8 protein-coding genes are annotated in these 14,527 nt (G+C 63.6%); 6 read left to right on the forward strand and 2 right to left on the reverse strand.

Going from position 1 to position 14,527, the window contains the following annotated elements; translation table 11 throughout:
- Positions 1 to 10: 10 nt before the first annotated feature.
- On the forward strand, positions 11 to 3,490 hold the full coding sequence (mfd, locus tag BLT66_RS01555; RefSeq protein WP_092754925.1) for a transcription-repair coupling factor: 3,480 nt from the start codon (positions 11 to 13) through the stop codon (positions 3,488 to 3,490).
- Between the two features lie 379 nt (positions 3,491 to 3,869).
- A complete protein-coding gene (locus tag BLT66_RS01560) occupies positions 3,870 to 6,524 on the forward strand; it encodes a chemotaxis protein CheW (RefSeq protein ID WP_255406719.1) in 2,655 nt (884 codons plus the stop codon).
- Between the two features lie 81 nt (positions 6,525 to 6,605).
- On the opposite strand, the gene BLT66_RS27020 is transcribed toward BLT66_RS01560, so the two are convergent.
- A complete protein-coding gene (locus tag BLT66_RS27020; protein WP_255406821.1) occupies positions 6,606 to 6,845 on the reverse strand; it encodes a hypothetical protein in 240 nt (79 codons plus the stop codon).
- On the opposite strand from BLT66_RS27020, the gene BLT66_RS01565 reads away from it, so the two are divergent.
- Complete coding sequence (locus BLT66_RS01565) at positions 6,736 to 7,890, forward strand: MFS transporter (RefSeq protein WP_255406802.1); 1,155 nt, start codon at positions 6,736 to 6,738, stop codon at positions 7,888 to 7,890. The genes BLT66_RS27020 and BLT66_RS01565 overlap by 110 nt on opposite strands.
- Positions 7,891 to 7,977: 87 nt before the next feature.
- Here the strand turns inward: BLT66_RS01565 and BLT66_RS01570 are convergent, their stop codons facing one another.
- Positions 7,978 to 8,967, reverse strand: a complete 990-nt coding sequence (locus BLT66_RS01570) for an alpha/beta fold hydrolase (RefSeq protein WP_176954941.1) — start codon at positions 8,965 to 8,967, stop codon at positions 7,978 to 7,980.
- A gap of 245 nt (positions 8,968 to 9,212) precedes the next feature.
- Here BLT66_RS01570 and dnaG point away from each other — a divergent pair, with 245 nt between their 5' ends.
- The 3 genes from dnaG to rpoD all read left to right on the forward strand — a co-directional run bounded on the left by dnaG (position 9,213) and on the right by rpoD (position 14,468).
- Entirely contained in the window at positions 9,213 to 11,093 is a 1,881-nt protein-coding gene (dnaG, locus tag BLT66_RS01575) for a DNA primase (protein ID WP_092754934.1), read from the forward strand.
- 39 nt (positions 11,094 to 11,132) lie between these two features.
- Entirely contained in the window at positions 11,133 to 11,741 is a 609-nt protein-coding gene (locus BLT66_RS01580) for a hypothetical protein (protein WP_092754937.1), read from the forward strand.
- A 366-nt stretch (positions 11,742 to 12,107) separates the two neighbouring features.
- Complete coding sequence (gene rpoD, locus BLT66_RS01585) at positions 12,108 to 14,468, forward strand: RNA polymerase sigma factor RpoD (RefSeq protein ID WP_092754941.1); 2,361 nt, start codon at positions 12,108 to 12,110, stop codon at positions 14,466 to 14,468.
- Positions 14,469 to 14,527 lie beyond the last annotated feature (59 nt).

Consider the following 14,527-nt stretch of genomic DNA (forward strand, 5'->3'; position numbering starts at 1 on the left):
CACCGCCCATATGGACCTCCCCAAACTCCCCCCCGGCAAACGCTTCACCCTGCCCCGCCCCCAAGGCTCGGCCGATGCGGTGCTGCTGGCCCAGCTGGCTCTGCGGGAAAAGGCCAAGGGTTCGCTGACGGCGATCTTCACCTCGGACGCCAGCGACGCCCAGCGGCTGATGGAAGAAATCGTCTTCTTCGCGCCGAGTCTGCGCTGCGCCATGTTTCCCGACTGGGAAACCCTGCCCTACGACACGTTTTCGCCGCACCAAGACCTGATTAGCGAGCGCCTGGCCACGCTGTGGCGCATCAGCCAGCGCGACAAGGACACCGGTGCCGACGTAGTCATCGTGCCGGCCACCACCGCGCTGTACCGGCTGGCACCGCCCAGCTTCATGGCCGGCTACACCTTCCAGTTCAAGACCAAGCAGAAACTCAACGAAGCCAAGCTCAAAGCCCAGCTGACCCTGGCCGGCTACAGCCATGTGACCCAGGTGGTCAGCCCCGGTGAGTACGCGGTGCGCGGCGGCCTGATCGATCTGTTCCCCATGGGCAGCCAGGTGCCTTACCGGGTCGATCTGTTCGACGACGAGATCGATAGCATCCGCACCTTCGACCCCGACAGCCAGCGCAGCCTGTACCCGGTGCCCGAAGTGCGCCTGCTACCGGGCCGCGAGTTCCCGATGGACGACGACGCACGTGCCAAGTTCCGCAGCCGCTGGCGTGAGTTGCTTGACGGCGATCCGACCAAGAGCCGCATCTACAAGGACATGGGCAATGGCGTGGCCACCGCGGGCATCGAGTACTACCTGCCGCTGTTCTTTGAAGACACGGCCACTGTGTTCGACTACATCGGTGCCGATGCCACCGTGGTGCTGCACGGCGATCTGGAGCCATCGATCCTGCGCTTCTGGCAGGACACGAAAGAGCGCTACCGCCTGGTGCAAGGCGATATAGACCGCCCCGCTCTGCCGCCCGAGGCCTTGTTCCTGGGCACCGAGCAGTTCTATGCGCTGACCAACCAGCACGCCCAGCTGGCCTTGCGCACTGTGGAAAGCAGCAGCGACACCGGCTTCGAAGCGCTGCCCGTTCTGTCGGTGGCGCGTGGTGCCGAAGACCCGCTGACGCAGCTGAAGATGCACATCCAGCGCACGCCGCACCGGGTACTGCTGCTGGCCGAAAGCAATGGTCGGCGCGAGAGCCTGCTGGATCTGCTGCGCGCCAGCCAGGTGAACCCGCCGGCCTTCGACTCTCTGGAAGACTTCCAAACCAGCAGCGAGAAGATCGGCATCGCCACCGCTGCGCTGAACACCGGTTTCAGCTGGCTGGCCGAGGCCATCGACTTTGTCACCGAAACCGAGCTGTTCGCCGCCGGCCCGACCACGCGCCGCCGCAAGAAGCAAGAACAGGTCAGCGATGTCGAGGCGCTGATCAAGGATTTGAGCGAACTGACCTTGGGCGACCCGGTGGTGCATTCGGCCCACGGCATTGGCCGCTACAAAGGCCTGGTGCATCTGGACCTGGGCCAGGGCAAGAACGCCGACGGCACGCCGGTGCTGCAGGAATTTCTGTTCCTGGAATACGCCGACAAGGCCACGCTGTACGTGCCGGTCAGCCAGCTACAGCACATCAGCCGCTACACCGGCGTCAGCGCCGACGAAGCGCCGCTGCACCGCCTCGGCTCGGGCCAGTGGGAAAAGGCCAAGCGCAAGGCGGCAGAACAGGTACGCGACTCCGCGGCAGAGCTTCTGAACATCTACGCCCGCCGCGCGGCGCGCGAAGGCCATGCGTTCCGCTACTCGCCCAACGACTACGAGGTGTTTGCCAACGACTTCGGCTTCGAGGAAACGCCGGACCAGAAGGCCGCCATCCACGCCGTCATCCAGGACATGATCAGCCCGCGTCCCATGGACCGCTTGGTCTGCGGCGACGTGGGGTTCGGCAAGACCGAGGTGGCTTTGCGCGCTGCCTTCATCGCCATCACCGGCGGCAAGCAGGTAGCCTTGCTGGCGCCTACCACCTTGTTGGCCGAGCAGCATTACCAGACCCTGGTAGACCGCTTCGCCAAATGGCCGGTGAAGGTGGCCGAGGTATCCCGCTTCCGCTCCGGCAAGGAAATCACCGCCGCTCTCAAAGGCATAGCAGAAGGTGGCGTGGATATTGTGGTGGGCACGCATAAGCTGCTTAGCGAATCGACCAAGTTCGCGAATCTCGGCCTGCTGATCATCGACGAGGAACACCGCTTTGGTGTGCGCCATAAGGAACAGATGAAGGCGCTGCGGGCGGAGATCGACGTGCTGACCTTGACTGCCACACCGATCCCGCGCACCTTGGGCATGGCGCTGGAAGGCCTGCGCGACCTGAGCGTCATCGCCACCGCGCCACAGCGCCGGCTGGCGATCAAGACCTTTGTCCGCAGTGAGAGCAATGGCGTGATCCGCGAAGCCGTGCTGCGCGAACTGAAGCGCGGCGGCCAGGTCTACTTTCTGCATAACGAGGTCGAGACCATCGAGAACCGCCGGCAGAAGCTCGAAGAGCTGCTGCCCGAGGCCCGCATCGCCGTAGCCCACGGCCAGATGCCGGAACGCCAGCTGGAATCGGTGATGCGCGACTTCGTGGCCCAGCGCTTCAATCTGCTGCTGTGCTCGACGATTATTGAAACCGGCATCGACGTGCCCAGCGCCAACACCATCGTCATGGCGCGCGCCGACAAGTTCGGCCTGGCCCAGCTGCACCAGCTGCGCGGCCGTGTGGGGCGCAGCCACCACCAGGCCTATGCCTATCTGATGGTGCCGGACCTGGAAGGCCTGACCAAGCAGGCGAACCAGCGCCTGGATGCGATCCAGAAAATGGAAGAACTCGGCTCCGGCTTCTACCTGGCGATGCACGATCTGGAAATCCGCGGCGCTGGCGAGGTGCTGGGCGAAAACCAGAGCGGCAATATGCTGGAAGTCGGCTTCCAGCTGTACAACGAGATGCTGAACGAAGCCGTACGCTGCCTGAAGGCCGGCATCGAACCCGATCTGCTGAGCCCGCTGAGCGTCACGACCGAGATCAACTTGCACGCCCCGGCCCTGCTGCCCAACGACTACTGTGGCGACGTGCACCTGCGCCTCAGCTTCTACAAAAAGCTGGCCACCGCCAAGACCACCGACCAGATCGACGCGCTGCTGGAAGAAATCGTCGACCGCTTCGGCAAGCTGCCGGCCCAGGCGCAGACCCTGATCGACGGGCATCGCCTGCGGGTGCTGGCGCGGCCCTATGGCGTGGTCAAGGTGGATGCGGCGCCGGGGGTGATCAACATCACCTTCAAGGCCAACCCGCCGATCGAGCCGATGCGCATCATCGAGCTGATCCAGAAGAACAAGCACATCAAGCTGGCCGGTAACGAGAAGCTGCGCATCGAACGCGAGCTGCCCGAGCCCAAGGACCGCGCGCAGATGGTGCGCGACGTGCTGCGCAGCCTGGGCCAACCGCGGGTAGAGGCGGTGCCCGCCTAGGCCAAGCCTCTATTACGGTGCATGGACGCACCAAATAAGGCGCAAACAGCGCCTAAACATACGCCCAACATCGCCCAAACGCGGTGTCGGGCTTTTTTTCGCCCCAAAACACGGCATGAACTTTGCTTAATTTTGTAATTATTTGTTAAGCGTTCTGAGGACGTGTTCCATGCCAGGTTTTCTCCGATGCACCCCGCGCCCGCCGCATTCTGACGGCCAAGCCGCCCGCCCCTCGGTCCAGCGTCACCCCGGTATGCACCCGCCGGCGCCGCGCTAGCACCCACCTGCCCCGCCCAGCCACGGCCGGGCCCACCGCCTTGCGCTTGACACCTTGCCACCCTACAGTGGCGAGCGCCGGCAGCGACACCCAACCATAGACATGCACACACCCGCAAGCAATCCACTTCTCCAGCCCGAACAACTGCTGCGCTACATGCCCGGCGTGCAGCACCAGCGCCAGGAACTGCGCTTGATTGAAGCCGCTTGGGACAACCTCTCGCTGCTGTCGTCCCTGTCCACCCTGTCCAGCAAAGCCTCTGCCGGCGGCGACCTGGCCCAGGCACGGCGCGACTTTGCCGCCTTGTCCGAAGAAATGATGCGCGGACTGGCTACCGAGGCCCTGAAAACCGCGCTCGACGACCTGGGCTCGCGCGCCCAGGTGTGCATCGACATCCTGGTACGCAACCTGTTTGAGCGCACGGCGGATATCGGCTTTTTTGCCACCGACGGCGCAATGGCCGACTACCTGGCCCAGCCCGACCCCGCGCTGCGCCCGGCCCTGGAAAGCCGCTTGCGCGACTACGCCAGCAAATACACGGTGTATGACAACATCTACCTGTTCGACACGCAAGCCCAGCTGCAAGCCTGCCTGACCGCCCAAGCTGCGCACAGCCTGCCTACCAGCGCCAGCGATACCGCATTCCTGGCCGAAGTCCAGGCCAGCCACGCCGCCTATACCGAGCACTACGCAGTGCACGATTTTTGCACCGCCGCCAGCCCCAGCCTGCTCTACGCCCAGCCCGTCGCGGTGGCCGGCCACGCCCAGGGCGTGATGTGCCTGCAGTTCAAACTGGCCGACGAGGCCGGCGCCATCTTTGCCCAGGTGCAAGGCGACAACCCACAGGGCCAGGACGTAGTGCTGGCCCTGGTCGACGCCCAGGGCGCGGTCATCCATTCCAGCGACGCACTGCAGTTGCCACTGGGCTGGCGCCTGCCGCAAGCCACGGCTGCGGGCACGTTTACCCTGCGCCACCTGGGCCGCAAATACCTGACCGTGGTGCGCGACACCCTGGGCTTCCAGGGCTATGCCGGCCCGGGTTGGCGTGGGCTGGCCATGCTGCCGCTGGACAGCGCTTTCGAGTCGGATGCCGACGAAGCCCGGTCCGCCCTGATGGACGAAGTCGCCGCCCACCCTGACTTTCTGGCCGGCGAGCTGAGCCACATCCCCAAACGCTCGGCCGCCATCCAGTCGGCGCTGGAACGTTCGGTATGGAACGGGCTGCTGGAACTGAACCGCACCGCGACAGACAGCAGCGAATCCGCACGCGACACCTTGTTCGCCAAGACCCTGCTGTCCGAAATCGGCGCCACCGCCCAAAAAACCGCCGCCGCCTTTGCCAGCGCGCTGCACGACCTGCAAAAGGTGGTGATGCGCTCGGTGCTGCGCGATGCCCACAGCCGCGCTGAGCTGGCGATGCAGATCCTGGACCGCAACCTCTATGAGCGCGCCAACGACTGCCGCTGGTGGGCATTGACACCCCAATTCGCTACAACATTAATAGCTGGTAGCGCAGGCTGCAAAAGCGCTACAGCCGTTTTAGAGCAAATAAATTCGCTGTATACCGTGTACGCCTGCCTGGTGCTGTTCGACCGCCAGGGCCGCGTCATAGCGGTGTCCCGCCCCGACCAAGCCGAGCAGGTAGGCCAGGTTCTGGACGAACCCTGGGTCGCCCACACCCTGCGCCAGGGCAATGGCCAGGACTACAGCGTCAGCAGCTACGGCCCCAGCCGCTTTTATGCCGACGGCCCGACCTTCGTCTACACCGCCGCGGTGCGCGACCCGCAAAGCCGCCAGGGTGCGGCCCTGGGTGGCATCGCCATCGTCTGGGACGCAACCGGCCAGATGCAATCCATCCTGGGCGACTGCGCGGCCGGGCTGGACGCCCAAGACCTGCTGGCGTTTGTAGACGCCAGCGGCCAGGTGCTGCACGCCAGTGGGCCAGACGGCTTGCGCCAGCACCTACCCGCGCTGCGCACGGCGCAGACGGGCCAGCCGGTGATCGATCTGCAAGGCCAGCTGTACGGCCTGGGCGATGCGCCCGGCCGCGGCTACCGCGAATTCGGCAGCAGCGACAGCTACCGCCACGGCCTGCGCTGCCTTTCGCTGCGCCACCTGTGTGCACGCCAAGACAGCCGCCTGGCCACCCCCAACCTGCCCGCTGCGCAAGCGGGGCAACGCACGGCTGCCGAATACCACCTGCAGCTGGCCACCTTCACGATTGCCGGCCACTGGCTGGGCATAGACGCGCGCCACATCCTCAAAGCCGCACCCGACACCACGGTGATGAGCGCTGGCAGCGCCCGGCCACCGCTGCTGGGCTTCACGCAGATCGGCAAGCAGGTCTACCCGGTGGTCGAGCTGCGCAGCGTGATCACCGACTACACCGGCCCGCTGTCCCGCGACGCCGACCCGACCCGCCAGATGCTGGTACTGCGCCTGCCGCCGGATAACGGCAACGGCAGCAGCAGCGGCAGCGGCAAGGGCCGTGAATTCGCCCTGCGCGTAGACACCCTGGGCAGCATGCTCGACATCGACAGCCGCCAGCTGCAGGCCTTGCACGCATCGGCCGACCCCGGCGCTGCCCCGATGGTGGACGCGGTGGTATCGGTAGGCAACGACGCATCCAGCAAGCAGCCGCTGCTGTGCCGGATGTCGCTGGCCTGGCTGCAGCAATGCACCAACGGCGAACTGGTGCCACAAGATCTGGATGCCTTGACCGCGCCCCTGCCGGCAGCGCGGAGCGCACGGGAATAGAGCATGTGCCACGCACAGACTTTGTGCGGCGCAACCAAAAACAACTCTACTGCCGCTAAAAACCGATAGATCGCCGCATTTTTACGCCCCAAAATCTGGCGCGCAACTTGCTTTGGTGCATGGGATTGTTTTTAATTTCAGGATCTGCACCATGTCGGGATTTCGTAGTTTTCTCAAGAGCGGGCACTCGCCCACGCTATTCGCCGCATTTTTGTATTTCTCCTTTTCTTGCTGCATCTGGGTACTCAACGGTGCGATGGCACCGTTCATTTCGGAAACCTTCAACCTCAGCCCTGCGCAAAAGGGGTTGATGCTGTCCATTCCCATCATGGCCGGCGCCTTGATGCGCTTCCCGCTAGGCCTGTTGTCGCAGTACATCGGCCGCAAGAAAGCCACGCTGGTCGAGATGGGCATGATCATGGTGGCCATGCTGTTCGGCTTCTTCTTCGTAAAAAGCTTCAACGACCTGCTGGCCATGGGCGTGCTGCTGGGCATTGCCGGCGCCAGCTTCGGCGTGGCCTTGTCGCTGGGCTCGGGCTCGTTCCCACCCAAGCACAAAGGCCTGGCCATGGGCTTGGTGGGTGCGGGCAATGTCGGCACCGCGGTCTGCGTGCTGGTAGCACCGCCGCTGGCCCAGGCCTATGGCTGGGTCACGGTGTATGGCTTCGCGGCCGCGGCGATCATGATCCCGATGGTTGTGATGGTCATCTACGCGCAGGAGCCGCCGGACCTGGACCCGCATGCCAGCTTCAAGGAACACATCGCCTGCCTGTTTGAAAAAGACGGCTGGGCCTTCAGCCTGATCTACGCAGTGACCTTCGGCGGCTTCATCGGCCTGATCACCTTCCTGCCCACCTACTATTACGACCAGTTTGGCGTGAGCAAGGTGCAAGCCGGGCAGTTGACCATGCTGGCCGCCTTCATGGGCGCGGCGCTGCGGGTGTTCGGCGGCTGGATCTCCGACCGCTGGGGCGGCGTCAACACGCTGAACCTGGTGCTGCTCACCGTCGCCGCCACGCTGGTGGCCTGCGGCCTGGCCGGCAACTCGCTGACCCTGACGACGCTGCTGATGATTCTGTGCTTTGCCGCGCTGGGCGCCGGCAACGGCGCGCTGTTCCAGCTGGTGCCGCTGCGCTGGCCCCTGGCCACCGCCGTGGCCGGCTCGATGATCGGCGAAATCGGTGCCCTGGGCGGCGGCCTGGTGCCGAACGCCATGGGCTTGTCCAAGCAATACGGCGGCAGCTATATGTGGGGCTTCATGCTCTTCGCCGGCCTGGCCATCGTCATGCTGGTGATGCTGCGCGTAATGCAAATCCGCTGGACCCGCACTTGGGCGGAGAAAGGTGGGCGGGCGCGCAGCGCCTGAGAGCCACATCTGCACACAGTGGTTTTATATAAAAACCACTGCTAGCGCAATATTTAACTGCGCTAGCAGCTATTAAATCAATAGCAACTAGCCGCGGATCCGGGCCTGTGCCTGCGCATAGCGGGCGGCCGCCACCACGCTGAGGATGGCGGTGGTCACCATATCGGGCTGGTCCTGGTGGATGTTGTGGCCACTGTCTTCGCAAACCTTGATGCGGCCCAGGCGCGACATCTTGGCCATGTTGCGCTGGCTAGCCGCCCAGACCTTGCCCAGCCGCTCCGGCCATTTGCCGGTGTCTTTGGACTGTGTCAGCACGATCAGCGGCACGGCCGGGAACGGCCCGGCCTGGCGGGCCTGGCGCATGGTCAAAGACGCGGCCGCCAGCTCGGCCCGCATGGCACTAGGAGACAGCGCAAACAGTACCGACGGGGGCTCGTACCAGAGCCGGCTCACGCCCAGCTGCCGGCAGCGCTTGGCGAATTCGGCCGCGCGCGCATCCACCAGCACCACGCCCACCACTTCGTCCGGGTAGGTTCGGGCAAACAGCTTCATGATGGTGCCGCCCAGCGAGTGCCCTACCAACACGTATGGCGGTTTGATTTCCTCGGCCTGCAGCATAGCGCGCAGCTCGCGCAGTATCTGCAAGCCATCGCGCGGCTGGTCCGACGGCTCACTCTGGCCGTAGCCCGCCCGGTCGTAGGCGACCGCATGGGTCACGGCGCTGACCTCGTTGAAGATGCTGCTCCAAGCCTCTTTACCGCTACCCAGGCCGGACTCAAACAGCACCGTCGGCGAGCTATTGCCCGCACCCGCACTGATGAAAGAGCGGGTGCCGAATTCGGTATAGCTGGTCAGCGCCGGCGGCAAGGCTTTGTGGCGGACTGCCGGGTCGATATTCGCGCGTATAGCCTCGACCGACAAGGTAGGCAGCGGCGGCACAGGCGCCGTAGGTGGCTTGGGCGCCTTGCCGACAGTGACCCGGCCGATGGGTTTGAGGAAGGGCAAGGCATTGGCCATGGCGGTGCTCAGCACGGTCGTGCGGCGCCGCACCGGGGGAGCATCAAAATGCTCGGACAATTCAGATGCAGATGGCTCTGTGGAACTCTGGGGTGGAATGGTAAAGGCTCGGACCATTTCAAAAACAGGCGGTAAGGGATGCAACGGCTGCGCAAGCCCGCTGGCGGAGCCCAGGCGCAAGGCAAAAGTTGTACATGTCCATGCTTCTATTATCCGATAGAGCGTGACAATCCAGAGACAGGCATTTACGCCCCATAGCCCCGGCATTTCCCGCCGCCCCCGCCCAAGCAGAGACAATAGGCCCTGTGACTATCCCCCATACCTTCATCCAGGAACTGATTGCCCGCGCCGACGTGGTCGAGATCGTCGGCCGCTACGTGCAGCTGAAAAAAGGCGGCGCCAACTTCATGGGCCTATGCCCGTTCCATTCCGAGAAATCGCCGTCCTTCTCGGTCAGCCCGACCAAGCAGTTCTACCACTGCTTTGGCTGCGGCAAGAGCGGCGACGCCCTGCGCTTTCTGATGGACCACGCGGGCATGACCTTCATCGAGGCGGTGAACGACCTGGCCCAGCAATTCGGCATGCAGGTGCCCGAAGACGATGCCTCGCCGCAAGACCGCGCGCGCGCCGCCGAGCAAAAGCAGAAACAAGCCACCCTGACCGATGTGCTTGAACAGGCTTGCACCGCCTACAAGAAGCACCTGCGGGATTCGCCGCGCGCCATCGACTACTTCAAGGGCCGCGGCCTGTCGGGAGAAATCGCCAAGCAATTCGACCTGGGCTATGCGCCAGAGGGCTGGCGCAGCCTGGCAGGGGTGTTCCCGCGATACGACGACCCACTGCTGGCCGAAAGTGGCCTGGTCATCACCAGCGAAGACGATCCAGAAAAACGCTACGACCGCTTCCGCGACCGGGTGATGTTCCCGATCCGCAACGTCAAGGGCGAATGCATAGGCTTTGGCGGCCGGGTGCTGGGCGACGACAAGCCCAAATATTTAAATTCACCCGAAACCCCGGTGTTCAGCAAGGGCCGCGAGCTCTACGGCCTGTTCGAAGCCCGCAACGCCTTGCGAGACGCCGGCTACGCCCTGGTCACCGAAGGCTATATGGACGTGGTGGCGCTGGCCCAGTTGGGCTTCCCGAACGCCGTCGCCACGCTGGGCACGGCCTGCACGGCCGACCATCTGCAAAAGCTGTTCCGCTTTACCGATGCGGTCGTCTTCAGCTTTGACGGCGACGCCGCCGGCCGCCGCGCCGCCCGCAAGGCGCTGGACGGCGCCCTGCCCCTGGCCACCGATGTGCGCAGCTGCAAGTTCTTGTTCCTGCCCGCCGAGCACGACCCGGACAGCTACATCCGCGCCTATGGCCGCGACGCGTTCGCCCGCTACATCTCCGAAGCCACGCCGCTCAGCCGGTTTTTGATCGAATCGGTGCGCGAAGGCTGCGACCTGAACAGCGCCGAGGGCCGGGCCCACCTGGCCAGCAACGCCAAGCCGCTGTGGAGCCAGCTACCCGAGGGCGCGTTGAAGCGCCAACTGCTGGGCGAAATCGCCGACCTGGTGCAGCTCAACAGCAACGAGCTGACCGACGTCTGGGCCGGTAAAGCCATAGGCCAGCGCTCTGAAGCCAAAAGCTCCAAAAAATATAGCACCCCGTACACACCCGGTAAGCGCTACAGCCCTAAAGAACCTCCAATCGGATCGGACAGCGCAGGACGGCGCCAGCCCGCCAGCCGGGCCGACCACGCTACCCGATTGCTACTGGCCAACAGCAGCGGCTGGGACAGCCTGACCCACGAAGACCACGCCCTGCTCTGCGAGCTGCCCGCGCCGCACGGCCCCTTGTTCGTCTGGCTGGAAAGCCAGCAGCACGAGCACGGCCCGCAAGACTGGGAGGCGCTGCGCGGCCGTTTGCAGGCGCAGGCCTTCGAAAGCCTGGCCCTCAAGCTGATGTCCAGCCCGGTCGCCGCCGGCGCGCCCGACGCCGCAGATGCACCGCCCGCCCGCGAAGCCCTGCAAGAGCTGCGCGCCCTGCTGAATCTGATGCTGATAGACCGCCTCAAGCAACTGGAAACCGAAGCCCTGGAAGCCGCTAAATCAGATCCCACCGCGCTGCAGCGCTACCGCGAGCTGAACGCACGGCGCCGAGAACTCATGGCCGCCACGGCGGGCACCAGCACCTCCTAGCAGTCCGTACACTGCACGCTCTTTAATTTCCACTGAACCATGAAAACCATCTTGACCGCCGGGCTGCTGGCCATCACCAGCACGGCCTTCGCCGCCGATAAAGTGCTGCTGGAACTGCCTGTGACCTATACCGCAGATGCCAGCGTCGTCCAGCCGGTGCGCGAGCAATGCGAAATCGAAGACAAACTGACCCGCCATGTGGGCACGGCCATGGCCAAACTGAACCGGTCAGGCCCCGGCACGGTCGCCTCGGCCGCCGAGGCAGGCGATGCCAGCGTGCTGAAGATTCAAATTTCGCACATCCTGGGCGTCGGTGGTGGTGCCTGGAGCGGCCCAAAGGCTGTCACCGTCTATGCAACCTTGACCGATAAAGACGGCACACAGCGCAAAACCCGTATCAACCGCTGGTCTGTTGGCGGCTTTTGGGGCGGCTTCAAAGGTACCTGCTCCATCATTGAGCGCTGCACGGTCGCCATCGGCAAAGACCTGCAGCGCTGGGTGCGCGACGCGTCTTATGTGGTGAAAGACGAAGGTCCACCCAAGGAAGGTGCTCCTGTCGATGGCGAAAAAGCTCCCGCCGAACCCGCGGCCAGCGATGACAAGGCAAGCCCCTCGGCCACGCCACCCGCCTCTGCCGTAGCGCTATAAAGCTAGCAAACGGGGCAGCGCAGCATCCGGTGAAACACCTCTTGCCGGCATCCGGCGGCTGCAACCTGCCCAATTAACGCCACAACCGCTCCAAAAGCCCTTGAATTTCAGCCAACAAGCTATAATCTAAGGCTAACTGCTCGGCAAGAGCGACAGCAACACCTCCGGATACGGCCAACAGCCGCCATAGCGCGCACCGGCCACCCCACCGCAAGGATTGCCTGCATGGATGCCAACAACCATGCAAATGATCGCCCTCCCATCTTGCCAACAAGAAATTCTCTCTCTTACGTTTACGCACCCGCGCCGGTAGCCTGTGGCTCCCGGGTTTATTTCGTTTTTTTGTTGTCCTGAGGTTCTTCGCCCATGCCCGCTCCAAAGTCCGAGAAGCCCGTTAAGCCCGCAGCCAAAACCAGCGCCAAAGGAGCAGCGAAAGCCGCCCCCGAGGCCGTGGTCAAGCCCGCTTTGAAAGTCAAATCAGTGCCCGCATCGAAGTCCCCCGCCGTCAAAGAAGTCGCATCTGCAGCCGATGATGCCAAGAAGAAACCCGGCCGCCCGCCCAAGGTCGTGACCCTGCCCGCCGCCAAAACCAGCACCAAAGCAGCCGCTGCTGCCGCCGCAGCGGCGCCGGTGAAGGCCAAGCCCGCGGGCGCCAAGCGCGGCCCCAAACCCAAAGGCTCGATCTCCACCGAGATCAACCTGGACGACCTGATCGAGATCGAGGAGGATCCGGTTGAAGAAACCCCGGTCCAGCTCAGCCCCACCGGCGAGAAGATCAAGCCACTGCGCATGAAGATCAGCAAGGCCAAGGAGCGCGCGCTGATGAAGGAATTCGGCCTGGACGAAACCGTCCTGTCCGAAGAAGACATGGCCAAGCGCCGCATGCGCCTGAAGGCGCTGATCAAGCTGGGCAAGACCCGCGGCTACCTGACACACGGCGAAATCTCCGACCACTTGCCCGACAAGCTGGTCGACGCGGAAACGCTGGAAGTCGTGGTCAACATGTTGAACGACATGGGTGTGGCGGTGTATGAGCAAACGCCGGACGCCGAAACCCTGCTGCTGAACAACACGGCACCGACGGCTGCGACCGAAGAAGAAGCCGAAGAAGAAGCCGAAGCTGCGCTGTCCACCGTGGACAGCGAGTTCGGCCGCACCACCGACCCGGTGCGCATGTACATGCGTGAAATGGGCACGGTCGAGCTGCTGACCCGCGAAGGCGAAATTGAAATCGCCAAGCGCATCGAAGGCGGCCTGATGCGCATGATGGAAGCCATCAGCGCCAGCCCCGCCACCTTGGCCGAAGTGTTCGCCATGGGCGAGCAGATCCGCGAAGGCAAGGTCGTGATCTCGACCATTGTTGACGGCTTCTCGAACCCCAACGAAGCCGACGATTACGTGGCCGAAGAAGACTTCGACGAGTTCGACGCGGCTGACGATGACGATGGCAAGGGCGGCTCGAAAGCGCTGACCAAGAAGCTCGAAGAACTAAAGAACGAAGCCCTGACCCGATTCGACCGTCTGCGAGAGCTGTTCGAGAAGGTCCACAAGATCTACGATAAGGAAGGCTACGGCACGCCGCACTACGTCAAGGCCCAGGCGGCTTTGAGCGAAGAGCTGATGACCATCCGCTTCACCGCCAAGACCATTGAAAAGCTCTGCGACCTGCTACGCAGCCAGGTGGACGACGTGCGCAAGAAGGAGCGCGAGCTACGCCGCATCATCGTGGACAAATGCGGCTACCCGCAAGAAAACTTCATCGCTGACTTCAGCGGCCGCGACAAGATGGGCAACAAAGTGCCATCGCACCTGCTGGACCTGAAGTGGATCGAAAAGCAAACCGCGGCTAACAAGCCCTGGAGCGCGATCATGGGCCGCAACATCCCACCGGTGCAGGATCTGCAGCAAAAACTGACCGATCTGCAAGCCCGCGTGGTGGTGCCGCTGGACGAACTCAAGGGCATCAACAAGCGCATGAACGAAGGCGAAGCCTCGTCGCGCGATGCCAAGAAGGAAATGATCGAGGCCAATTTGCGCCTGGTGATCTCCATCGCCAAGAAGTACACGAATCGCGGCCTGCAGTTCCTGGATCTGATCCAGGAAGGCAACATCGGCTTGATGAAGGCGGTGGACAAGTTCGAATACCGCCGCGGCTACAAGTTCTCGACCTATGCCACCTGGTGGATTCGCCAGGCCATCACGCGTTCGATTGCCGACCAGGCGCGCACCATCCGGATTCCGGTGCACATGATCGAAACCATCAACAAGATGAACCGCATCAGCCGCCAGCACTTGCAAGAGTTCGGCTTTGAGCCCGATGCATCCATCCTGGCCGAAAAAATGGAGATCCCGGAAGACAAGATCCGCAAGATCATGAAGATCGCCAAAGAGCCGATCTCCATGGAAACGCCGATTGGCGACGATGACGACAGCCACCTGGGCGACTTCATCGAAGACGGCGCCAACACCGCGCCTATCGAAGCCGCCATGCAGGCCGGCCTGCGCGATGTGGTGAAAGACATCCTCGACAGCCTGACCCCGCGCGAAGCCAAGGTGCTGCGCATGCGCTTCGGTATCGAAATGAGCACCGACCACACGCTGGAAGAAGTCGGCAAGCAGTTCGACGTGACCCGCGAGCGCATCCGCCAAATAGAAGCCAAGGCGCTGCGCAAGCTCAAGCACCCCAGCCGTTCCGACAAGCTGCGCAGCTTTATCGACACGCTGTAAGCCAGCCGCCACAAGAGGCCCCCGCCGGTGTTGCACCCGCGGGGGCTTTTTTATGCGCG

Source organism: Rhodoferax sp. OV413 (assembly GCF_900104385.1).
In the GTDB taxonomy this organism is placed as follows: Bacteria; Pseudomonadota; Gammaproteobacteria; order Burkholderiales; family Burkholderiaceae_C; genus Rhodoferax_B.

Excerpts from the sequence above, each read along its gene's own strand:
- mfd (WP_092754925.1), top strand. The coding sequence starts at position 11 with ATGGACCTCCCCAAACTCCCCCCCGGCAAACGCTTCACCCTGCCCCGC.
- BLT66_RS01560 (WP_255406719.1), top strand. The coding sequence starts at position 3,870 with ATGCACACACCCGCAAGCAATCCACTTCTCCAGCCCGAACAACTGCTG.
- BLT66_RS27020 (WP_255406821.1), bottom strand. The coding sequence starts at position 6,845 with ATGGACAGCATCAACCCCTTTTGCGCAGGGCTGAGGTTGAAGGTTTCC.
- BLT66_RS01580 (WP_092754937.1), top strand. The coding sequence starts at position 11,133 with ATGAAAACCATCTTGACCGCCGGGCTGCTGGCCATCACCAGCACGGCC.
- rpoD (WP_092754941.1), top strand. The coding sequence starts at position 12,108 with ATGCCCGCTCCAAAGTCCGAGAAGCCCGTTAAGCCCGCAGCCAAAACC.